Raw genomic sequence first — 22058 nt, 5'->3', positions numbered from 1 at the left:
GCCTGGCCGGACACGGAGCGCCGACCTGCGCATTTGCGCCACGGTGACGGTGGGGATGCGAACCATATGCACATGCCGGTGACGCGGGACGAATTGCCCTTGCCGTAGCCGCCAGCGCGAGCCCTGGGCGGCGCGTCCAAAGCCGACTTGCTCGGCCACGGCCGCCCGGCGGCGGAACACGGAAGCTCCCAGTACCTGACGAACAGCGCCGGGAAATCAGGGCGGAGCGTGCGGCGGCCGGGCGCCATCATGCGACATCGCCCCGCCACCGCGGCAGACGGCACGGAGCGCCCCTCAGGGGGCGCTCTCCGCGGCCCGGAAGCCGGCTCGCCGGGCAGGAGATCGGAGATGTCCGGGACGGCCGCCCGGGCTTCAGGTCGGTCGCCCCTTGTGGGGCGTATACCAGCGCCTGGCGGGCGGGGCCCATCTCGGCACTGCTTTCATGGATGAAATCGACGTGAGCGACGGAGATCACCGCTATCACGCGGGCACGGCGCTCCCCTGTCCGGTCGGCTGTTCCGGGACGCGGGGCGCCCGGTAGGCGCGGGCGAGGTGGTGTTGGAGGCGGGCGTGGCGGAACTGGTAGACCGCACCGGCCTGGCGGAGCACACCCCGCTGGTAGGCGTCCTCAAGGAAGGTGACGACCGACCAGGGCAGCCGGCCGGTCAGCGGCAGCCAGATCCGGGCGAAGACCGCCCACTGGCCCCAGGCGGTCAGGCTGAGCGCGTAGCCGAGGGCGCCTCCGAGCCCGCTGATGACGCCGAGTTTGAGCGAGGCCGTGAGATTCCAGACGAGTGGGCCCAGGATTGCCGGCATGGGCTGGACCACCACCCCGGATCCAAAGCCGACCAGGAGTCCGAAGGCTGGGGCCCAGACGAGGAATTGGGTGGTGACTGTGCGGCAGTTCGTGCGCAGCAGGCTGACCGGATTGACGGCGGATCGGATGTCGAGAGGGGTTTCGAGGAGAGTCAGGAGGCCGAAGGCGGGGCCGGCTCCCAGCGCGAACACAAGTCCGTAGATGATGCCGTCGTCGAGGCCGATGACCAGGTAGGTCGGGAGGCTGACGTGGGCGAGGACGCCGTTGAGCACTCCGCGTGCGAAGCCGTAGGCGACGCCGAAGACGAGCCCGCACAGCAACCCGATCCCGAGTCGGGCGAGGGCTCTCCGTCTGGTCTTGCTTTCCTTGCGGAATATCCGCATGTCCCTGCCGGACAGCCGCATGCGCACGCCGGATGGCTGCACCGGCGCATCCTTGGCCGCCACCAGGAACCAGTACGCGATCCCGAACATGAGTCCGGAGAAGAGCCCTGCCACCATCCCGTCCGTGAGCTGGAATTCGAGGGAGTCGAAGAGGGTGCCTACGACACAGTCGACGAGCCCGATGGTCAGACTGATCACCAGCGCGGTCACCAGCGTGCGCGTGGCGCGACGAAGCCCGCAACCGAGCCGCCACCACTCCAGGTTGGGGGTGTCGAGCCGGGTCAGATGGTGGGCGAGGTAGCCGAGCCAGTACTGGGCGCGTTCGGGGTCGTAGGTGCGACGCGGCCTTCTGCCCGGGCGGTGCTCGGGCAGCGGGCGGTAGACCGTGGCGGTGAAGTTGTCGAGGAGGTGGTCCTCCAGCTTCTCAGGGCTGCCGAATCGCCTGGTATCCAGGAGCGAGGCCGGGTCGTTGCCGGGGGTATCGCTGTAGACGGCGCGGGCCAGCGTGACCATCAGCGGAGTGGTCAGCACCGCAGCGAGATTGGCACCGCCCTGGCTGTGCGCCCCCTCGCGCAGCTCGCGCAACACCGGGTCCCAGGCGGTCGCCGCGGGGACCCCGCCGCGGGCCTTGCGCGTGGTGCGCGGCAGGTAGTCGGCCAGGTCGCCCGGGGTGAGATCGGTCAGATCCACCGCAGCGGCGGAGGTGAGCACGTCGGTCTCCGCCACGGCCGCGGCGTACTCGGACGGACGGCTCGTCAGCAGCAGCGGCATGGTGGTGGCGTTGAGTGCCTCCAGCGCGGGACGGCGCAGACCGCTGGCGATCTCGTCGAAACCGTCCAGCACGGGGAGCACTCGGCCGGTCTCGACCAGTACGGCGGCCAAGCTCGACCCGCCGGGCCCCGGGGCGGCAAGACCGGGGTGATCGCGCGTCAGTTGCGCGGTCAGCCAGTCCCGGAACGTGATGGCGGTGGGATCCCACGAGCCGATGCTGAAGATCACCGGTACGGCTTCGGTGCGGGCCCTCGACTTCAGGTGGTCGAGAACGAACCGCACGGCGAGAATCGTCTTCCCGGAGCCGGACCGGCCCAGCACCACCAGCCGCCCGGACGGGATCCGCCGGTACACGCCCACGATCTCGTCCAGTCGCCCACTCAGGTCCAGCGGACCGGGCGTAGCCCCGGCGGGCAGGCGGCGGATGTTGGCCCAGTGGTCAATCAGCTCCTCGGGAACCGGTCGCCAGCGCACCGGCAGCGGGTAGGGATCGTGGACCTGCCGCTGCTCCTCCTCGCGCTGCCAGCGGGCAGCCGCCGCCTGCGCGAGCTGCTCGGCGACGTCAGCCAGGGTTTCGTGCAACACCGAGCCCGGCTGCCCCCGCGCCGGTTCGACACGGTCGGCCGAGTCGTCCGGCTGGTTCCCCTCCCCGGTCCGGCGGATGGCGGCCGCCAACAGCTCCTCGCGTTCCTCGGGGCTCAGCCCGAGGGCATCGGCCAGCAGCCGCACGGTGGTCACCCTGGGGTCGGCGCGCTCGCCGGTCTCCAACCCGCGGATGGTGCGCACGCCCACTCCTGCGCGCTCCGCCAGGGCCTCCTGAGTCATCTCCGCCTTGTGCCGCAGTTGCCGTAACAGCACGTTGAACTCACTGGTCACAGGTCATGGCCTTCCCCCGCCATCTCGTCTTTCCCCAGGTGAGGGACTCTAGCGCGGCCACCGGCCGGATACGGCCGGTCTGTTGGCCTGTCCGTTGACCGGTGCCGGGGCCAGCGTCGAGGCATCCGCCAGACCGATCCGTCCGGAGCCCAGGGAGCCGCGATGCCGACGACCGCAACCACCGGCCAACCGACCGTCACCACGCTCACGCATCAGGAGCGCGAGGTGCTCTATGCGGTCGGCTGTGGCCTGAGGGACGCCGAGATCGCCTCCGCCCTCGCCATGCCCGAGGACGCTGTGGCCGGACACCTCGCGCGGGTCCTCGGCAAACTCGGGCTGCGCGACCGAGCCGCCGCCATCGTCCACGCCTTCGACTGCGGCCTTGTCGCCCCGAGCCACGGACCCCGCAGGCAGGCGGCAAGCCCGGTACCGCGGACCGTCGTCCGCCGGGCGCGCGCACCGCAGTTGCGGATCTCCGTGCTCGGACCGCTGCAGGCATGGCTCGACGGACAGCCCGTGGACCTGGGGCACCTCCGTCAGCAAGCCGTGCTGGCAACGCTGGTGCTGTGTCCGGACCGGACGGTCAGCCAGCAGGAACTGCTCGACGGAGTGTGGGGGATGGAGCCACCGATGACGAACGTGGTGCCGGTGTACATCTACCGACTGCGCAGGATCCTGCGCATGGGGGACGGTCCGGACCCGGTGATCCAGAGTGACCGGTGTGGCTACCGGCTGACTCCCGGCTCGGTCGAGGTGGACGTGGCGCGCATGGAGGAACGGGTCACCGCGGCCGGGACGGCTGAGCGAGCCGGTGAACTGGCCGAGGCGGTCCGCATCTGCTCCCAGGCGCTGGACCTGTTCCGCGGGGAGCTCCTGTCCGGCCTGCCCGGGCCGTTCGCCGAGCTGGAGCGGCTGCGGCTCACCGAGCGCAGGATCGCCCTCGCGCAGCGGAAGCTGGACTGGCAGCTGCGGCTGGGCCGGCACGCCGAGGTGGTCGCCGAGCTGTGGGCCTTGGCCGCGGCGCAGCCCCTGAACGAACCGGTCGCCGCGATGCTCATGCGCGCGCTGTACCGTAGCGGCCGACAGGCCGACGCGTTGACCGTGTTCGATCGCACCCGCCGCCGTCTGGCCGACGACCTGGGGGTGCCTCCGGGCCAAATGCTGCGGCGGACGCACCAGATGATCCTGAGCGGGCACGACACCGGGCTCGGCCTCGCCCGCACCAGGCTGTGACCCGCCCGACGCCGCGCTCGCGCGGTGAGGAGCTGCTGCTGGCGAGGATCTCCGCAGCGGCCGGCCGCGAGCACATCGGCAGGCGACGTGCCACCTACGTGGGTACCGCGCACACACCCCACGCATATGCCGTGCCGGTCCGGTGGCTCCGGGGCCTGCTGGCCTTCGCCCGGTACGGTCGGCCTTCCGCGACGAGGACGGGCGCGGACGCACGACTGGACCTGTACGAGCACGGGCTGACGATTGCCGTCAACGGGCGGATCCACGTGGTCCGCTACGACACCACCTCGGTGTTGCAGAAGAGCACCCAGCACCCGCACGACTCGGCCGCCCGCGTCCTCCGCACCACTCGCACCTACGCGCTCACCGACGTCGAAGGGGAGCGGGTCGTGTTGCTCGGCAGGCCGCAGGACAGCGGCGCGGAGGAATGGGGGCCCGCGATCCAGCGGGCCGTCACCCATGCCCAACTGCCCCGGGCACTGGCCGCACTCGAAAGGGGCGAGCGACTGGCCTTCGGGGACGTCTGGCTGACCAGGGAGCAGGTCGGGTCGGGAACGGTGTCCGCGCGATGGCCGCAGGTGCGGCAGATCGACATCACGACGGGGGCCATCAGGCTCAACACCGACGGCAATTGGCACACCCTCATGCCAACGACGTCCACTACCCCGAATCTCTTCCTCTTCTGCGCACTCGTTGAACGCCTTCGAACAGACGGCATGCGTCCATGACGATGAGCCGATCCTGAGGGCTGCCACGGCGACGAGACAAGGCACGGGCCCGATGGGCGATGTCCAGCCTCCACCTCCCGATACGGCGCCGTCAGCGCACTCGTCGTCGTTTCATCGCCATTCCACCGGCCGTGGCTAACGTCTCGGCCGAGCACAGCAGTTGTGTGCCGTCCCGACTGGAGGAGAAGCAGAGCGATGACCCTGGCCCGCAGATGGAAGAAGGCGATCGGCGCTGTCGGTGCGACGGCAGCCGTGGTGACCGTCACTGCTGCCGCACCCACCGTTGCCCACGCCGATCCGGTGCATCACTACTACTTGGAGGTCGGCGGCACGGGCTCGGCGGCGGACGCACCCGACTGCACCAGCACCTATGCATTCGCCAACAAGCACCTCAACGGTGGTATCCCGGTGCCGGTCTGCTATCCGGCGAGCGCCGGACCCTGGCTCAACGGCCACAACGTTCCGGACGTCAACGCACCGAGCTTCGACGCCAGCGTGCGCGAGGGGTACCGCAATCTGCTGGCCACCGCCGAGGACACCTACCACCGCGATCCGGGCGCCCGCTTCACGATCGTCGGCTACTCCCAGGGCGCGCAAGCGGCCGACCAGGTGCTTCAGACGATAGCCAAGGGCGGCACTGACATACCCCGCTCGCAGGTGAACGGCATGCTGTATTCCGACCCCATGCAGCCCGATACCGGCATCTGGGCCCGGGTTCCGCAGGGTTGGAGCGCCTTGGGATTCACTTCCACGGGCGCCGGCCCGGCGAAGTTCGACGGCGTCCCGGTACAACGGTTCTGCATCCGCACCGACCTGGCCTGCGACGCCACCTCGCTCCAGTCCATCCCCGGTTTCCTGAACCAGCACCCCAAGTACTGGCAGGACGGCAACGTCATGACGCAGACCATCGGCCACGACGGCGGTGACGGAGTCGTCTGGTACGAGCCTGACGGGCGCGTCAAGTCCTCGTAACCGGATATGCGGGGTAACGGTAACGGTCCGACCGGCGCAGCCCGGTCGGACCGTTCGCGTGGGGAACGTCCGCTCGGGGACGTGCGCGTCCTACGGGGTGGACCAGTCCGCCGTCCTCTGGGCCATCGCATCGGGGGCACCTCGGAGGACCTGCACATCCCTCTGATGCAACCGAGGGCGCGCCCGTGGCGCCGAGTGGTCCACACCCGACGTCCTGGCGCTGTCCTTTCCTCCGTGATGGATGCCGCTCGCGCATGGCGCTACCCGAGCGCCGTTTCGGCGCGGGCGGCGAAGTCCAGCACGGTGTGGGCACCGAGGGACCAGGCCCGGATGGTGGGGCGGTGCAGGGTCTGGACGAACAGAACCGAACCGTGTGGGCGTGGATCGATCGTCAGTCGGCATGCCACCTGCCAGGTGTGCTGCCGGTCGGGCCCGGCCGTGGCGGGCGTCAGTGCATGGGCCAGGTCGAGCAGCTGGGCGTCCCGGTTCAGGCAGTCCGTGATCGCGGCGTCTCCGTCGAAGCGTGCGGGGACGGAGCCACGGGCTGCACCGAGACCGAGTTCGATGCGGGAGGGAACCCGCGGCGCCAGGGGCACTGCATAGAGGAGGTGGCCCAGTCCGAGGCTTCGGCGGATCCCCGAGCGCCCGCCCATGACCGAGGCACGCAGTTCGAAGGCCCTGGGTGCCAGGGCGTCGACGTAGATGCAGCAGCGTGTTGGCGCGGGCATTCCGCTGAATCGCTCGCGTGGCGGTAACAGGCTGCCGACGGGTACACCGGTGCTCTCGGCCGGCAAGGTCACGGCCAACGGCGGCTCTGCAAGGCCGAGTTCGTCCCCCAGGGCTGCGGCCATGTCGGCGGCAACCTTCTCCGGATATGCATTGCGGCCGGTCCAGATGGCGGCGGGCATTGCGGTCCCCTCGCTCTGTCAAGAAAGTCCGGTGGCTTCCTGGCGGACTTGCGCTGCCTGGTCCCCCTGCCCCATGGCGGCCAGCAGTTCACTCAGACGCCCCAGCGCCGCCCGCCGTTCCGCTTGGAAGCGCCCTGGCCGGACCCGGGTGAGCTCACGCCAGAGAGCGGCTGCCTCCCTGGCCTGCGCCAGCGCTTCCGCCTGCCGGCCCTGAGCGGCCAGCTCATCGCGGCTGTCGTCCAACTGCTGGGCCTGACGCAGCAGCATCTGGCTGCGATCTTCTACCGGAGCCGGCGCGGCGGCCTCCTCTCGGGCGACCCTCCGCCTGCGTGCAGCCACGCTCAGAGCTCCCACCAGGGCAATCAACACACCGGTGAGGGCCGCAGAAACCAGCTTGTGCAACAGATCATCCATCGGGGTCCCCGTTCCTTCACTGAGTTCGCGCACCTACGGATACGCGTCAAGGACACGGATGCGCGACTGACTGTTCGGCACGTTGCCTGCCAACCATCACGGGAGGCTCTGAAATGCCGATGAAATCGCGATGTGCGTGGGACCGGAGGCCTACGTGATGGACGGGGGCTCCCCCACCAGGATCGGCTGGGCCGGCCAACGAGTCGCTCCCTCAGCACGAACCGCCGCCGAAGAACGGCATGGCTCATTTCGAGACGGCGGGGCACTGTTGGGGATTGGCGTAGGGAGGCGCTCGTCGTAGGGGACGTGAGTGACCGGGGTGGGCCGGGTGGGGCCTTCGGAGTTCAGTCAGGGCACCCGCAAGTCGCCCGCGTCGGCTCCGTAAAATGTGGGCCATGGCGGCGGAATCCCCCCAATCCCTCACAATCTCCCCTGATGCGGAGCATGCGCTCGGCCGTTGCCGCGGCGCCCGATGACGTACCTCTGCGGCTGCACCTACCGAGTTGCCTGCCGTCCGCGGGGTACGGCGACGCCACGGTGAGCGACGTTGCTGTGGCGTTGCAGCATGTGCCCGGTGATGCCCAGGCACACGAGTTGATGGTCCGGGCCCTGACCGGTACTCCGGCCTCCACGCCCGGCAAGGCCGCGCTTCCCGCGCCACGGCAGGCCCTGCCGCCCCGTCACACTCCGACGCCCACCCAACCTCCCACCGCCGTGTCGTTACTGGAAGGCCGCCGAGGATCAGGTCGGCGATGTCGTGCCGCCCCGGTTCGTGGAGGCGCCGCTCACCGTTGACGGCAGCGGCGACGCCGGGGACGCCGCATCCCGGGCCAGCGGACCCAGCAGGCGTAACGGCTTCACCGTTTCACGGCGACTTCATCGGGTGTTTCTAACGTCCTGCCTGACGTAGTCGCGGCGCGCAACTACTGAGACGTGCGCCGCCATTGAGAGTGGGAGCCGTTCCATGGATCCGCATGCAATCGTCGCCCCGATCCTCCGGGCCGCGCTGATCGCGCTGGTGGCTGAGCCGGCCGTCTGGTGACGCAAAAGGGCGGTCACCAAGGCGGAGGCGGCCGCTCCGGCTCCGGTCGAGGGTCCGTCGCAGGAGCTGCTGCGCCAGGCCCGGCAAGCCGACCGGAGCCGGGACGGGCCGGCCGAGCGGGGGCTCTGAAGCAGGCCCCGCCGGCGGCCGATCACTGGCGCCAACTCACCGGGACTACGTCCAATCCAGCTGAAACAGAGAGGAAAATCATGACATCCCGGAAGACGCGTAACACAACCATCAGGGGCATCGTGGTAGCAGCCCTGGCGGTGCCGTCCCTCATATTGGCCGCAGGCACAGCGTCGGCCACGACCGACGACATCGTCACGATCGCGAACGCGAACCTCGACCATCACGCCTGTGACACGAACAGCGTGGGCGAACAAGGGTACAACTCCAGTTGTACGGGCGCAGGTGGCTCGCCGGAAAACTGGTGCGCCGACTTCGCGGCATGGGTCTGGGCGCAGGGGGGCTACAACGTCAACGGATTGACCCCGGCGGCCGGCAGCTTCGGACAGTACGGTGCAGGACTGCATCCGGATCCCCACGTCGGTGACGCAGTCGTCTTCAACTACAACGGCGACGGCTACGCCGATCACGTTGCCATCGTCACGGCGGTCAATGACGACGGGACCATCGAGAGCATCGGCGGCAACGAGGTCACCAACGATCCTTCAACCTCCTCCGCCCACCGCGACCAATACCCCGGCGCGGTGGGAGACAGCGCATATTGGGGCATGCAGATCAGCGGCTACGTCTCTCCGACCAACTAGCCTCAATTGTCCGTGACGGTTCGCCGGTTCGTCCGGCGAGCCGTTTCGGCTTGTGGCGCCGGTGGTGGGCAGGCCGCGGGCCCGGTTGTCGCGCCGGGTGGGCGCCGGCTTCCACGGCTCCGGAGGGCGTGCCGGCCGTCGAGGCAGGAGGTTGTTGCTCGTCAGCCGGGTGGGGTAAGGCTGCGTGGCGGGCGAGCGCGCTGGTGATCACGTTGGTCCAGGGCCAGTGGCCGGCGAGGCGAAGCCGGCGTCGTCTGCCCGTGGTGACCAGTTGGGCGTCGGCGGAGACAAGCTGCGGCGGCGGGACTTCAGCCGGCACATCATGCGCCGGTCGCAGCAGAGCCGGACAGGACAGCCTCAGGCGGCACCCCGTGACGGCGGCCGACTGGGCACTCGTGGCCGCCAGATCACTGTGAAAGAGCATCCCTTCCGTCCTGCGCCACTTCGGATCCGCCGTACCCGTTGAGCACCAGGCGATCGTCCAGCCGTTTCCGCCCCCGCAAGGACTCGGGCAGCAGCGGCCGGACGAACTCCCCCTCTGCATCGGACAGTTCAGGGTGACGTAGCACATGACCGTGATCCACTACTCAAGATCATTTGAAGACGCGACCTAGCGGGCGCTGCCGATGTTGCGATCGGTGTCGGAGCCCTGGAGCATCAGGGTGGTCTCCTCGATGCGGTTGAACCGGCCGTCGGTCGCGAGGTCGGCGAAGACATACACCTCCATGCTCACCGTCGAGCCGTCCGGCTTCGTGATGTGGACGGTGTGCCGGTCGGCGTACCTGCTGCCGTCGCGCAGCTCTTCATGAACCTCGACGTGGCCGTCGGCGGCGATGGTGCGCACGTGGGTGATGTGCTCGATGAACTCGGAACGGTCGGCCCACTCTCCGTCCGTGCGCTGGCGGTACTCCGGGGTGAAGTGACGGTCGGCGGCCTCCTCCACGGTGATGTCGCGGTTGAAGATCAGGTCGGCGACGGCGGCCTTGATACCGGTACGAGTCATGGGACTTCCCTTCAGCGTAAGAATGAACAGTGCGTGCGTTTCGCACGCATCTCCTTCACTGTAGCAGCAGAAGCGTGCGCTACGCACGCTATTCTGGAGGTGTGAAGAACGAAGTAGGACACGAGATCGCAGACGCGCTGGCCATCCTGCTCAGGCGCACCACGCGCACACAGCTGCACAAACAGCTCACCGAGGGCATGGGTGAGGGCGTGGACGAACAGACGTACCCGGTCCTCAGCGAACTGGCCCGGACCGGACCCCGCAGCGCCGCCGACCTGGCCCCCGACGTCGGAATCGACCGCTCCGGCGTCACCCGCCGCGCCTCCCGGCTGGAGGCCGCAGGCCTCATCCGCCGCGAGGCAGACCCCACCGACCGACGGGCACACCTGCTCGTCCTCACCGACCAGGGCCGACTCGCAGTGGAAGAGCTGCGAACACGTCTGGCTGCCCACATCACGACAAGCCTGTCCACATGGCCACCAAACGAAGCCGAAACCTTCGCCCACCACCTGGGCCGCTTCACAAGCGAAGGCCCGTTCACATGACAGGCGAACGGATCAGTTCCGTACTCTCACCATCCGCCTCGCCCAGCCATGAGGGGGCTCTTCGCCCATCCCCCCGGACAAGACCCCAAAGGGCCGCACGCCGCCCGTGAACAGTCTGGAGTTCTTGCCGGAGCCGACTTCTCTACCGGGTTGTGACTGCCCAACTGACCAGTTGGCCGGCCGAAGAGGCTCCGTACCACGGCCTCACCATGCCGTCGTCTCCCGCCGTCGCGAGCCATCGTACGCAGGGCCCGGACGCCATCCTGGTCGGCGAGGAACGGCAGGGTGATGGTCCTCAAGGCCAAGCGGCACGGCAGCGGGCAAGGTCAGGCGCCCGCGGCCGTCCCCGTGAAGCCGCCCGTGACCACCTGCAGCGGCGGCCCGGGCCACGCTGTCCGCCCGGTCCTGCATCTGGCCTCCGGCCAGCTCCACCAGGTGCAGCAGTGCCTGGGTCTCGACGTCGGTGCCCGCGCCAGGGGTGATCGTTCCGGTGGCACGGCCCACGTCGGAGAAGAAGAACTCGCGGAGCCCGGATGCCAAGGCTGCCATCGAGCAAGCGGTCCTCACGTTGGCCAAGGAGCGGCAGCGCACCGTACAGCTTCTGGAGGACACCATGCTGTGGCGGCAGGAAGCTGAGGACGCCGCGCAGCGAGGGCGTGACCTTCAGAAGCTGGTCGAACCGGCCCGGCACCGGCTGCGCGACACGGGACCGGAGCAACAGGCCAAGGTTCTCGACCTGTTGGAGATCCAGGTCATCATCCTGGGCGGGATCCCGAGGAAGGTGCGGAGCGATGGCGGCGTCAGTGCGTGGTTCCGTGAGCGTGCTCGTCGCGTTCCTCTGCTGGCGGACGACGCGTGGGCGGAGATCGAACCTCTCTTCGTAGATCGAAAGGGTAGGCGGCTGCGAGATCCTCGGGGCACGCTGGACGCCATGCTGTACAAGGCGCGCACCGGGTGTCCTTGGAGTGGCTTGTCCGCTCCGGCGGGAAACCCTGCGGGTGTGTGGCAGCGATGGCTGGCGTCGGGCTTCTGGGAGCGGCTGATGAACGCATTGGTGGATGTGCCGGGGGAGGCACCCTCGGAGGGCGGAGTGTTGCTTCCGCCCCTTGAGGTCCGGGGACGGGTTGATCCCCGGATGATGATTGGTGAAGATCTGTCCCCTGAAAAGGGCGGTCCGTTCAAGGCGTCCGACTACAAGATCTCACCGTTCGAGTTGGAGAGCGCCCTGCTGGAGCGCGAGGCGGTCGCCGAGGCCGCTGTGGTGCCGGCCCCCGATCCGGTGCGGCTGTCCGTGCCCAAGGCGTATGTCGTGCTCACGGCCGGGTGGTCGCCCGGCCCGGAGACCGCAAAGCTGATCTTCGAGCACTCCCGTGAAGTCCTGGCCCCCTACAAGCGCATCCGGCGGCTGGAGTTCGCCGACCTGCCGAAGACCGTCTCCGGCAAGATCCGCCGTATCGAACTGCGTGAGCGCATCGCGCAGGGCGACGGCGGTGCCGAGTACTGGGAGGAGAACCACCGATGAGCCAGTCGCACAAGGAGCTGTCGTACGCCAGCGGGGCCGCCGAGCGGCCGCTGCTCGGGCACACCATCGGCGCCGATCTGGCCCGCACCATCGCCCGGTTCGGCGACCGCGAGGCGCTGGTCGAGGTGGCCGGCGGCCGTCGCTGGACCTACACCGAACTGGGCCGCGCGGTCGACGAGGTGGCCCTCGGCCTGCTCGCCAAGGGCGTCGGCAAGGGCGACCGGGTCGGCATCTGGGCGCCCAACTGCGCCGAATGGGTCCTCGTCCAGTACGCCACCGCCAAGATCGGCGCGATTCTCGTCAACGTCAACCCGGCATATCGGGTACACGAGTTGGCGTACGTCCTCCAACAGGCCGGTATCACCGTCCTGGTCTCCGCCACCCACCACAAGACCAGCGACTACCGCCGGATGATCGAGCAGGTGCGCGCCGAGAGCCCGGCGCTGCGCGATGTGGTCTACATCGGCGACCCGACCTGGGGCGGACTGCTGGCCGCCGGCGCCGCCGTCCCGCACACCCGGCTCGCCGAGTGCGAAAAGGCCCTGACCGCCGACGACCCGGTCAACATCCAGTACACCTCGGGCACCACCGGCTTCCCCAAGGGCGCCACCCTCTCCCACCACAACATCCTCAACAACGGCTACTGGGTCGCCGAGACCATCGCCTACACCGAACACGACCGGGTGTGTCTGCCGGTGCCCTTCTACCACTGCTTCGGCATGGTCATGGGCAACCTCGGCATCACCTCGCACGGCGCCTGCATCGTCATCCCTGCCCCCGCCTTCGACGCCGCCACCACCCTGCGGGCCGTCCAGGACGAGCGCTGCACCTCGCTCTACGGCGTGCCCACCATGTTCATCGCCGAACTCAACCACCCCGACTTCGCCTCGTACGACCTCTCCTCGCTGCGCACCGGCATCATGGCGGGCTCGCCCTGCCCGGAGGAGGTGATGAAGCGGGTGGTCGCCGAGATGCACATGGCCGAGGTCTCCATCTGCTACGGCATGACCGAGACCTCCCCGGTCTCCACCCAGACCCGCCGCGACGACGACCTCGAACGCCGCACCGCGACCGTCGGACGGGTGCTGCCGCACATCGAGGTCAAGGTCGTCGACCCGGCGAGCGGGGTGACCGTGCCGCGTGGCACACCGGGCGAACTGTGCACCCGCGGCTACAGCGTGATGCTGGGCTACTGGGAGGAGGCCGAGCGCACCGCCGAGGTCATCGACGCCGCCCGGTGGATGCACACCGGCGACCTCGCGGTGATGAACGACGACGGCTATGTCCGGATCGTCGGCCGCATCAAGGACATGATCATCAGGGGCGGTGAGAACGTCTACCCGCGCGAGATCGAGGAGTTCCTCTACTCCCACCCCAAGATCGCCGATGTGCAGATCGTCGGCGTCCCGGACGACAAGTACGGCGAGGAGATCGCCGCCTGTGTCATCCTCCGCGACCCCGAAGACCCGCTCACCCGCGACGAGTTGGCCCGCTACTGCCGCTCCCGGCTCGCCCACTTCAAGGTGCCGCGCTACCTCGACATCCTCGAAGCGTTCCCGATGACGGTCAGCGGCAAGGTCCGCAAGATCGAGCTGCGCGAGCGGCTGGCGAAGGAGCTGGGCAGCGTGCGGCAGTGAAGGTGTGCGGGGCCGCCGGGGTTGCCGAGGGTCAGAGCCGCTTTCCGGAGTGCACGGGGTCGTGCGGCCCGGGCGCCGCGTTCGGCACGTACCCCGGATCGACCGGTTCCGGGACCGTGGCGCGGCCGGCCGTGCCGCGCCACGGGGCGAGCGGACCGGGGAGCCGGGGCGGCCACAGCGGGTCCGTGGAGCCGGGGTTGTCGTACCGGAAGAGGAAGACCGCGCCGTCGGGCGCGAGCACGGCGACGCGGGCCGCCTGGCGGGGTATACGCATCGCGGCTGCCTACGCGGGGCGGCCCCGGGCAGCGGAGCGGAATGCACCCCCACGCGATTGTCAGACCCGGCAGGCAGGATGGAGGAGTGAACGAACAGCGGGGAAGCACCGACGGGGGAAACGGGGACACGGTAATGGTGGACAGTGTCGCGGAGTTGGCGGGCCGGCTCACCGGCGCGGACGCGGGTGGCTGGACCCCGGAGGGAGTGCGGGCCCTGGTCGCCGGGCTCGGCTGGACCTGGACCGACGCCGCCAGTGGGCCGGTCATCGGCACCGGCCGTGCCGCGGGCGACGCGCGGCTGCGCCCGGTCGGAGCGATGGAGGAGCGGTACGCCGAGGGTGAGGCGTATCTCGAACTGGCCGTTCCGGTGGGGCTCGCCGAGCCGGACGCGGGCAGCCAGGCAGCCGCCTTCCGAGCGGTGCGGGACGAACTGACCGCGGCGCTCGGCGCGGCATCGATCATGGGGGTGTACGGCAGCCTGGGACCGTTCTACGACTCCGGACCGCTGTGGGGGACGCCGTTCCTGCGCTGGCGCGACCGGCCGAACACCCTGGAACTGCGCGCCGGGAAGGCGGGTCCCGAGCTGATCCTCCAGCCCACCGACCCGGTGGAGAACTGGTTCTGGCGTCAGGGCATCGGCGAGGAGCACTCGATCACCGGCTTCTTCGGCAGCCGTAACGACCCGTCCAACGGAGGCCTGGGCTTCCCCGGCGGCTGGGACGCGCGCAGCTGGGAGACGGTGACCGGCGCGCTCGCCGACTTCCTGGGCATGCTGCCGGCCGAGACGACCGCACTGGGTACCTCCGTCTCGATGCCGGTCTACGGGCAGCTGCCCGAGGGCGGCGCCCCGATCCTGTTCGATGTGAGCTGCCGCGACCGGCTCTCGCTCGGATGCTTCGCCCCGGACGACTTCGACCCGTCCGCTCTGGGCTGGGGCACCGTCGGCAAACACCCCGGAACCCGGAAGGTGTGGCCCGACGACGATGACCCGCAGTGGCGCATCGACGCGGGCGGCCCCGGTGAGCCGTCGGGCCGGGCGCTGGCGGAGACGCTGGTGGCCACCGCACGCGCGGTGGGGGTGCGCACGCCCGCCGACCTGATAGTCGGCGGCGAGGCCTCGTACATGGACGCGTACCACGTGAGGTTCTACGGCCTGGGCCTGAAGACCGGCTGAGGGCGGCTGCCGCGAGAAGCGCTCAGCGCTGACGTTCCCCCGGCCAGTCGAGCAACAGGCGCTGTGCGCGCGGCAGTGAGGCGACGACCAGGTCGTAGGAATCCTCGATCATGTCGAGGATCAGCCGGTCGGGCAGCTCGCCGTCCAGCGAAACGGTGTTCCAGTGGCGTTTGTTGAGGTGATAGCCCGGCACCACCTCCGGGTGCGCCGCGCGCAGCCGTTCGGCCAGCTCGGGCTCGCACTTGAGGCTCACGGTGAGCGGCAGGTCCGTCAGCGTCGACAGTGCGAAGATCTTGCCGCCGACCTTGAAGGTCGACACATCCGGGTGCCGCGGGAAGGGGAATTCCTCGGTCGCGCCGTTGAAGTCCAGGCAGGCGGACCGGAGAGCGTTCGCGTCGATCATCTTCTCATTATGTCCGGCCCGAGCCATGACCTGACTCAACGTCAGATAGGGCAGTGGCCGGCCGGTCACGGCCCGGAGTCCGACCGGCCCGCCTCCCTCCGCATACACACCCTCGGCCAGCGGTCCAGCCCCAGCGCCGCCTCATGGGCGCGGATGGCCCGCAGCCCCGGTGTGAGTTCGGCGTCGGCGAGCACCCGGAAGCCGAGCCGGGTGTAATACGGCGCGTTCCACGGCACCTCGGCAAAGGTGGTCAGCGTCAGCGCGCCCGGACCGCTGTCCCGCTCCGCCCGGTCGATGAGGGCCCGGCCGATGCGGCGGTGGGCATGGTCAGGGTGGACCGACACCTGCTCGATATGGGTGCATCCGTCGACCGGCTCCCAGAGCAGGTAGCCGATCGGCGGCCCTGCCGTGTCCCTGTCCCGGTTCGTGCTCGTGCCCGCCGGCTCCCGCTCCTCGTACGCGGCCAGCAGTCGTCCAGCCCGCAGGAACCCCGACAGCTGCTCCAGCGACGGCGGCTCGTCGTCCGCGATCGACGCCATGCCCAGGCCGCGGAACGGCTCCCCGGCGGCTCGCTCGATATCGCGCAGTACGGGCAGTTCGGCGGGCGACGGTCCATGGATGATCACCGGGTCAGTGTCGCCGGTCCGGCCGGGCCCGGCGACCCGTTTTCCGCCGTGCCGCTCTCCGTGGATCGGAAAACCGCAGGTCCGGACGGGCCGGCACGAGTCGGCACGATCAGCATGGTCACGGTTGCCGTTCTCCCGGGGGGAGAGCGTCGATGTGCTCGACGTACCGACGGGCCACATCGGCGGCCGGTGTGCCGTCGGACGGGTCCAGGCCCATGCCGGCGAGGGTCTCGGCGATCCAGCCGGGGCTGACCACGTGCAGTCGCAGACCGCGTGGCATCTCGATGGCCGCGGCCCTGACGAAGGCGTCCAGGCCGGCGTTGACGAGTGCGCCGAACGCCCCGCCCGGTGTGGGCTTTTCGAACGTGCCGCTGGTGAGGACGAGGGCGCCGCCGTCCCGCAGATGAGGAAGGGCGCGCCGGACCAGATGGACCTGGCCGAGGAGTTTGCCCTGTAGGCCGGCCGTGAAGTCGGCGTCCGAGGGGGAGTCCAGCGGGGTCAGCCGGCCGCTCGACGCACAGCAGATGACGGCGTCCACCTCCCGTACGGACGCGAAGAGGGCGTCGACGGAGGTCAGGTCCTCCAGGTCGACCCGGACGGGGCCACGGCGCGCCGCGCGGACGACCTGGTGGCCGTGGTCTTCCAGTTGCCGGGCCACGGCGCTGCCGAGGGTGCCGGTCGCTCCGATCACGATGATCTTCATGGGGCTGATCCTGCCGTGCGGCCGCCCGTCCACCCAGCCCCCTGCTGAGGGTAGGAACGCGGTGCCTACCCCTGCCAGGTGCAGGCCGCGCGCCGCCCGGCACACTGAACGTATGGACCGGACAGTGGAGTTGGGAGCGTTCCTGCGGAGCCGGCGGGCGCGGCTGTCACCGGACGATATGGGGCTGGTCGGCCATGGCGGCCGGCGGAGGGTGCCGGGCTTGCGCCGTGAGGAGCTGGCACAGCTGGCAGGGATCAGCGTCGGCTACTACACCCGGCTGGAGCAGGGCATCGGCGGCGGCAGCGCCTCGGACGCCGTACTGGAGGCGCTGGCCCGTGTGCTGCGGCTGGACGGTACCGAGCGGGCGCATCTGTACGGGCTGGCCCGGCCTGCACGTCAGCCCGCCCGCGGCGGGGACCGCCCGGAGGCGGCGGACGACGGGGAGCAACTGCGGCCGTCCGTACGGAACATGATCGAGTCGCTGGGGGACGTCCCGGCGCTGGTGCTCGGCCGGTTCGTGGACGTACTTGCCTGGAACCGGGCGGGCCATGCGCTGCTCGCCGGGCATCTGCCGTTCGACGCACCGGAGCGCAGCGCGGCCGAGCGGCCGAACATCGCCCGGATGATGTTCCTCGATCCGCACACCCGGGCGCTGTACCCGGACCGGCAGAGCAAGCTCCGCGACACCGTGGGCGATCTGCGGCTGATCGCCGGGCGCTGGCCCGACTCGCCGCGGCCGGCCGGGCTGATCGCCGAACTCGGCCGGGAGAGCGCGGAGTTCGCGACGCTGTGGGCGGCGCATCCGGTGCGGACCTGCGCGACACACACCCGCGCATACCGCCACCCGGTCGTCGGGCCGCTGACGCTCACCGACGAGCTGCTGACGTTGCCGGACGACCCGGGGCAGCGGGTGGTGATCTACCACGCCGAGCCGGGCTCGCCGTCGGCCGCTGCCCTGCGGCTGCTGGCCGCGACAGCCGCGGCCGGCCGGCTCACCGTCCCGCCGCGCCGTACCTGATCAGCTCGTCGGCCGGGTCGTTGACCGGCTGCGGGGTGCCCGTGAGATCCATGACGTACAGCGGGATGTGCAGCTCGTCGGCGCGGGCCCGGGCGTCGCGGGCATAGCCGGCGAGCGAGAAGAAGACCGCGATGGCCGAGTCGTTGAGGCCGTTGAGCCAGACGCATTCGATCTCGCGCAGCTTGGTGGAGCGGGTGGTCGGGTCGACCTGGGCGACCACACCCGTGCCGCGCAGGTCCACGCCGGAGGCGGTGCGCTCCTGCGTCCGCGCGGCATCGGCGAAGCCCAGCCACTTCAGATACTGCTCGGCGGCGGTGACGCAGTCACGCGCCGTACGGATCGTGACGGGGCGGAACGCGGGCCGCAGGATGGCGCGCGGAGGGTCGGCGGCCTGTGCCGGCGCGGGCTTGGGGGCGGGCGCGCCCAGCGACGGGGAGGTGGGCTCCGGCGGGACGGGCGCGGGGACGACGGGGACCCGGACGACCGTGCCGCAGGCGCAGCCGGACTCCGGCGCCGGCCACTCGTCCTGCCGTCCGCACACCTCGCAGCGCACCTCCACCCAGGAGGCCTGCCAGGTGCGGTGCACTATCTCGACGGGCACCCCGCCGCGCAGCACGGGCATGGTCAGCGGGGCACCGCACGCGCACGGGAAGGTGGGCGGGGTGAAGGCGTTCTCGCGGCGGCACGTGGGGCACCGCACCGGCACGCTGTCGGCCATGGTCGGCTCCTGGCAGGTAGGGCGGCTGGCAGGTCGGTTCTACAGGTGTCCCCATGCTCTCTCCAAAAGAGGGCGCCGGGGGCCGAATTGTGGTGACAGGCCGGGTCAGGGGGAGAAACGAGGGGAGCCGGGGCCCATGCAGGGGCGCGTCCGCGGCGCACAAAGGTCCCCTCGCACGGCGCACAGGGCGCGCCTTCGTGCCCGCGACGCACACCGGGCGACGCACACAGGGCCCGGAATCCGTGACCGTACGGATTCCGGGCCCTGCAGTGGTTCCCGTCCGACAGTGCGAGAGTTGGGCGCGACATGACATCGCACCGTCGGACGGAGTCTGTGGGGGTCGAGGGAGGAAGCGGGCTCCGCGGCGGGGGAGGCGGCTCGCCCCTCCTTATGGGGCGAGCACTGCCACCGCACTGGAATCTCCCCGCACACCGCGGAGCCCGCGCTACCTCTCCGTACCGGCCGACCACCCCTCAACGGGCCGGCCGGTACGGTCGCGCAAGGAAACCGACCTCCCGTCAGTCCTCGCGCAGCTCACGGACCTTCGCCTCGACGCGCTTGCCGTAGTCCGGGTCGGCGGCGTGGAAGTGGGCGAGGTTCTTCTCGATCACATCGTCGCGGCCGACCTGGGAGAGGCCGCCGGCGATGTTGTTCACCAGACGGTTCTTCTCGTCCTTTGACATCAGACGGTAGAGCTCACCGGCCTGGAAGAAGTCGTCGTCCTTGGTGTGCGCCGGGGCCTCGTGGGTGCCGGTGTAGCCGGAGACGGCGAGCGGGGCGGAGAGCGCCTCGTTCGTCTGGGCCGGGCCGTCGTAGGAGTTCGGCTCGTAGTTCTTGGCGTGCCGGTCGTAGCCGTTGGTGGCCATCAGACCGTCCCGGCCGTAGTTGTTGGCCTTGGTCGCCTTGGGGGCGTTCACCGGCAGCTGGGTGTGGTTGACGCCCAGGCGGTAGCGGTGCGCGTCGGCGTAGGCGAACAGCCGGCCCTGGAGCATCTTGTCCGGGGACGGGCCGATGCCGGGCACGAAGTTGTTCGGCGAGAAGGCCGACTGCTCGACCTCGGCGAAGACGTTGTCGGGGTTGCGGTCCAGGACCAGACGGCCGACCCGCTGCAGCGGGTAGTCGCTGTGCGGCCACACCTTGGTCAGGTCGAACGGGTTGAAGCGGTAGTTCGCCGCCTCGGCCGCCGGCATGATCTGCACATACAGCGTCCAGGACGGGTACACACCGCGCTCGATGGACTGCAGCAGGTCGGTCTGGTGCGAGTTGGGGTCCTTGCCCGCCAGCTCGGCGCCCTGCTCGCTGCTCAGGCAGCGGATGCCCTGATTCGTCTTGAAGTGGTACTTGACGAAGAAGGCTTCGCCCTCGGCGTTCGTCCACTGGTACGTGTGCGAGCCGTAGCCGTTCATATGGCGGTAGGAGGCCGGGATACCGCGGTCGCCCATGAGCCAGGTGATCTGGTGGGTGGCCTCGGGGGCGTGCGCCCAGAAGTCCCAGACGTTGTCCGGCTCCTGCTTGCCCGTGAAGGGGTCGCGCTTTTGCGAGTGGATGAAGTCGGGGAACTTGATCGGGTCCTTGATGAAGAACACCGGGGTGTTGTTGCCGACGAGGTCGTAGTTACCCTCTGCCGTGTAGAACTTCAGGGCGAAGCCACGCGGGTCACGGGCCGCGTCCGGGCCACCGAGGTTGTCGGCGACGGTCGAGAAACGGATGAACGTCTCGGTCCGCTTGCCGACGGTGTTCAGGAAGTCGGCACGGGTGAAGCCGGTGACGTCGTCGGTCACCTCGAAGTAGCCGTACGCGCCGGAGCCACGGGCGTGCACGACACGCTCCGGGATGCGCTCGCGGTTGAAGCGCGCGAGCTTCTCCAGCAGGTGCTGGTCCTGGAGGATGATCGGGCCGCCGACGCCGGCGGTTGAGGAGTTCTGGTTGTCGGCGACCGGGGCGCCAGCCTCCGTAGTGAGAAAGCGCGCCGTCAGCGTGGGCTTCGACATGGTGACCTTCCGTACGAGAGCGCGGAAGTTGGCTTCCGCATGTCGGAGCGTAAGAAGAGCTCCGACCAAACGTCAACAGTTTGTTGAAACAAACCTGGGGTGGGTGTGCGGGTGGGTATTCCGGACGGCGGCCGCGCCTGGGCGCGACAGGACAGGTGTCGGCGCAGCCACCGCCCGGAAGCTTGCGGGAATCCCTAAGCGACCCGGACCTCTATAGCGACCCGAACCTCTATGAGGACCGGTCGCCGCGTCGAGACGGCTTCCTTACGGGCCCACTCGGCCGCCGAGCGGAGCTCCGCCGGATCGACGACATCACGGCCTGCGCAGCCGTACGCCTCGACGAGCTTCACGTGGTCCGTGAAGTCCGCATGGTGGTCGAGTGAGGTGAGCATGATCAGTACGAACGGCACCTCATACTGGGCCGCGGCCGCCAGCTCCTCGGCCATGAACGGGAATCCATGCCGGTCGATGACCACCACGACCTCCGCGCCCCGCTCGCCCCGGGCATCCAGCGCCTTGCGGACACCGATCGCGGCGGGCACCTCCCAGCCCGGAGGGCCACTGCGGGCACAGACGCCCGCAGCGCCGCTGACGACATACGAGTCCGCCCCGAAGAGCTCGGCGATCTCCGCCAGGGCCCCGGGCCCCGGGATGTGCAGGCGGCCGAGATCCGCGTGGTCGGCGCGGCCCGCCGGGACAGGCGGTCGCACCGCTCCACCGCGTACGGACCGTGCGGACCGGAAACCGGCCAAGGGCTCCTGCCCGGGGTCGTACGCGATCTCCGCCGCGGCCAGATCGGCGGGGACATCGATCAGCACCGGGCCGGGACGGCCCTCCCGCGCGATCCGGAACGCCTCGCGAAAGGCCCCCGGAATCCGCGCCGGATCCTCGATCCGCTCGGCGCGCTTGGTGACCGGAGCGGCCAGCCGGAGCAGATCCGGCGGCCGGTAGGCCTCGTGGCGCGGCGGACCGGCCGGCCGGAGTGGGCCGGCCCCCGCCCGACCGGTGATGCACACCAGCGGGACCGCGTCCTGCTGGGCCGCGTACAGCCCGGTGATCAGCCGCGCCGCCCCCGGACCCGCGGCCACCGCGGCGACACCGGCCTTCCCGCTCGTACGTGCCCAGCCGTCAGCCATGTGCGTGGCGGCCTCTTCATGGCGCACCGACAGATGCTCGATGCCGCCAACCTCCTCCATCGCCGCGTACAGCGGGAGGAGGGCGGCACCCGGGCAGCCGAAGGCGATATCGACGCCCTCGTCCTTCATGATCTGGACGGCCGCCTGTATGGCGGGAATCCGCTGCGCCGCCATGGACTCAGCTTTCGGTGGTGTGTCCGGAGAGGCGTTCGACGCCGCGTAGGAGGGCGGAGTGGTCGAGGCTGCCGTCGCCTTGGGCGCGGAGGGAGGCGACGAGGCTTGCGACGAGGGTGCCGACGGGGAGGGTGGCGCCGACGGTGCGGGCGGCGTCGGTGACGATGCCCATGTCCTTGTGGTGCAGGTCGATGCGGAAGCCGGGCTTGAAGTCGC

21 protein-coding genes and 2 pseudogenes are annotated in these 22058 nt (G+C 70.0%); 10 read left to right on the top strand and 13 right to left on the bottom strand.

Annotated features, from left to right (window positions below):
• Window positions 1-480: 480 nt before the first annotated feature.
• Window positions 481-2847, bottom strand: coding sequence for a helix-turn-helix domain-containing protein (locus tag DY245_RS05320; protein ID WP_128504038.1), 2367 nt, complete (start codon window positions 2845-2847; stop codon window positions 481-483).
• A gap of 162 nt (window positions 2848-3009) precedes the next feature.
• Here DY245_RS05320 and DY245_RS05315 point away from each other — a divergent pair, with 162 nt between their 5' ends.
• From DY245_RS05315 to DY245_RS05305, 3 genes are all read left to right on the top strand, one after another.
• Entirely contained in the window at window positions 3010-4080 is a 1071-nt protein-coding gene (locus tag DY245_RS05315) for an AfsR/SARP family transcriptional regulator (protein ID WP_128504036.1), read from the top strand.
• Complete coding sequence (locus tag DY245_RS05310; protein WP_128504034.1) at window positions 4077-4808, top strand: DUF6585 family protein; 732 nt, start codon at window positions 4077-4079, stop codon at window positions 4806-4808. Before DY245_RS05315 ends, DY245_RS05310 begins: the two co-directional genes overlap by 4 nt.
• Window positions 4809-5003: 195 nt before the next feature.
• Complete coding sequence (locus DY245_RS05305) at window positions 5004-5780, top strand: PE-PPE domain-containing protein (RefSeq protein ID WP_128504032.1); 777 nt, start codon at window positions 5004-5006, stop codon at window positions 5778-5780.
• 260 nt (window positions 5781-6040) lie between these two features.
• On the opposite strand, the gene DY245_RS05300 is transcribed toward DY245_RS05305, so the two are convergent.
• Both DY245_RS05300 and DY245_RS05295 read right to left on the bottom strand, forming a co-directional pair.
• Window positions 6041-6688: a hypothetical protein gene (locus DY245_RS05300; protein WP_128504030.1), complete on the bottom strand. Its 648-nt coding sequence runs from the start codon at window positions 6686-6688 to the stop codon at window positions 6041-6043.
• Window positions 6689-6706: 18 nt separating this feature from the next.
• A complete protein-coding gene (locus DY245_RS05295; RefSeq protein ID WP_128504028.1) occupies window positions 6707-7102 on the bottom strand; it encodes a hypothetical protein in 396 nt (131 codons plus the stop codon).
• A gap of 1251 nt (window positions 7103-8353) precedes the next feature.
• On the opposite strand from DY245_RS05295, the gene DY245_RS05290 reads away from it, so the two are divergent.
• On the top strand, window positions 8354-8917 hold the full coding sequence (locus DY245_RS05290; RefSeq protein ID WP_128504026.1) for a CHAP domain-containing protein: 564 nt from the start codon (window positions 8354-8356) through the stop codon (window positions 8915-8917).
• A 610-nt stretch (window positions 8918-9527) separates the two neighbouring features.
• Here the strand turns inward: DY245_RS05290 and DY245_RS05280 are convergent.
• Window positions 9528-9920, bottom strand: coding sequence for a nuclear transport factor 2 family protein (locus DY245_RS05280; RefSeq protein WP_128504022.1), 393 nt, complete (start codon window positions 9918-9920; stop codon window positions 9528-9530).
• A 101-nt stretch (window positions 9921-10021) separates the two neighbouring features.
• On the opposite strand from DY245_RS05280, the gene DY245_RS05275 reads away from it, so the two are divergent.
• Window positions 10022-10465, top strand: coding sequence for a MarR family winged helix-turn-helix transcriptional regulator (locus DY245_RS05275; RefSeq protein WP_128504020.1), 444 nt, complete (start codon window positions 10022-10024; stop codon window positions 10463-10465).
• 204 nt (window positions 10466-10669) lie between these two features.
• Here the strand turns inward: DY245_RS05275 and DY245_RS48630 are convergent, their stop codons facing one another.
• A complete protein-coding gene (locus tag DY245_RS48630) occupies window positions 10670-11014 on the bottom strand; it encodes a methylation-associated defense system protein MAD7 family protein (protein WP_128504018.1) in 345 nt (114 codons plus the stop codon).
• Window positions 11015-11078: 64 nt separating this feature from the next.
• Here DY245_RS48630 and DY245_RS45820 point away from each other — a divergent pair.
• From DY245_RS45820 to DY245_RS05260, 3 genes and pseudogenes are all read left to right on the top strand, one after another.
• A pseudogene (locus DY245_RS45820) lies at window positions 11079-11498 on the top strand (transposase); the annotation flags it as partial.
• Between the two features lie 144 nt (window positions 11499-11642).
• A pseudogene (locus DY245_RS45815) lies at window positions 11643-11987 on the top strand (AMP-binding enzyme); the annotation flags it as partial.
• Window positions 11984-13624, top strand: coding sequence for an AMP-binding protein (locus DY245_RS05260; protein WP_128504014.1), 1641 nt, complete (start codon window positions 11984-11986; stop codon window positions 13622-13624). The pseudogene DY245_RS45815 and the gene DY245_RS05260, both read left to right, overlap by 4 nt.
• Before the next feature lie 31 nt (window positions 13625-13655).
• Here the strand turns inward: DY245_RS05260 and DY245_RS45810 are convergent, their stop codons facing one another.
• Complete coding sequence (locus DY245_RS45810) at window positions 13656-13898, bottom strand: NUDIX hydrolase (RefSeq protein ID WP_244942843.1); 243 nt, start codon at window positions 13896-13898, stop codon at window positions 13656-13658.
• A 134-nt stretch (window positions 13899-14032) separates the two neighbouring features.
• Between DY245_RS45810 and DY245_RS05250 the strand changes: the two genes are divergently transcribed.
• Complete coding sequence (locus tag DY245_RS05250) at window positions 14033-15073, top strand: hypothetical protein (protein WP_128504011.1); 1041 nt, start codon at window positions 14033-14035, stop codon at window positions 15071-15073.
• 22 nt (window positions 15074-15095) lie between these two features.
• Here DY245_RS05250 and DY245_RS05245 read toward each other — a convergent pair whose 3' ends face one another.
• From DY245_RS05245 to DY245_RS05235, 3 genes are all read right to left on the bottom strand, one after another.
• Window positions 15096-15476 carry an MmcQ/YjbR family DNA-binding protein gene (locus tag DY245_RS05245; protein WP_128504009.1) on the bottom strand — a complete coding sequence of 127 codons (381 nt, stop codon included), beginning with the start codon at window positions 15474-15476 and terminating at the stop codon, window positions 15096-15098.
• A gap of 65 nt (window positions 15477-15541) precedes the next feature.
• Complete coding sequence (locus DY245_RS05240; RefSeq protein ID WP_244942842.1) at window positions 15542-16102, bottom strand: GNAT family N-acetyltransferase; 561 nt, start codon at window positions 16100-16102, stop codon at window positions 15542-15544.
• A gap of 118 nt (window positions 16103-16220) precedes the next feature.
• Window positions 16221-16805 carry a short chain dehydrogenase gene (locus tag DY245_RS05235; RefSeq protein ID WP_128504007.1) on the bottom strand — a complete coding sequence of 195 codons (585 nt, stop codon included), beginning with the start codon at window positions 16803-16805 and terminating at the stop codon, window positions 16221-16223.
• 112 nt (window positions 16806-16917) lie between these two features.
• Between DY245_RS05235 and DY245_RS05230 the strand changes: the two genes are divergently transcribed.
• Window positions 16918-17823 carry a helix-turn-helix transcriptional regulator gene (locus DY245_RS05230; RefSeq protein ID WP_128504005.1) on the top strand — a complete coding sequence of 302 codons (906 nt, stop codon included), beginning with the start codon at window positions 16918-16920 and terminating at the stop codon, window positions 17821-17823.
• Here the strand turns inward: DY245_RS05230 and DY245_RS05225 are convergent.
• From DY245_RS05225 to DY245_RS05210, 4 genes are all read right to left on the bottom strand, one after another.
• Window positions 17798-18541 carry a hypothetical protein gene (locus tag DY245_RS05225; RefSeq protein ID WP_128504003.1) on the bottom strand — a complete coding sequence of 248 codons (744 nt, stop codon included), beginning with the start codon at window positions 18539-18541 and terminating at the stop codon, window positions 17798-17800. The genes DY245_RS05230 and DY245_RS05225 overlap by 26 nt on opposite strands.
• A gap of 518 nt (window positions 18542-19059) precedes the next feature.
• Window positions 19060-20517, bottom strand: a complete 1458-nt coding sequence (locus tag DY245_RS05220) for a catalase (RefSeq protein ID WP_128504087.1) — start codon at window positions 20515-20517, stop codon at window positions 19060-19062.
• Window positions 20518-20726: 209 nt separating this feature from the next.
• Window positions 20727-21842 carry a thiamine pyrophosphate-binding protein gene (locus DY245_RS05215; RefSeq protein WP_128504001.1) on the bottom strand — a complete coding sequence of 372 codons (1116 nt, stop codon included), beginning with the start codon at window positions 21840-21842 and terminating at the stop codon, window positions 20727-20729.
• 4 nt (window positions 21843-21846) lie between these two features.
• On the bottom strand, window positions 21847-22058 hold a 212-nt coding region (locus tag DY245_RS05210; protein WP_181923527.1), incomplete at its 5' end, for an NAD-binding protein.

This window comes from Streptomyces inhibens (genome assembly GCF_003389455.1).
GTDB classification, from domain to species: domain Bacteria; phylum Actinomycetota; class Actinomycetes; order Streptomycetales; family Streptomycetaceae; genus Streptomyces; species Streptomyces inhibens.
Note: the sequence above shows the minus strand (reverse complement) of the source record. Positions and strands in the feature narration are given on the sequence as shown.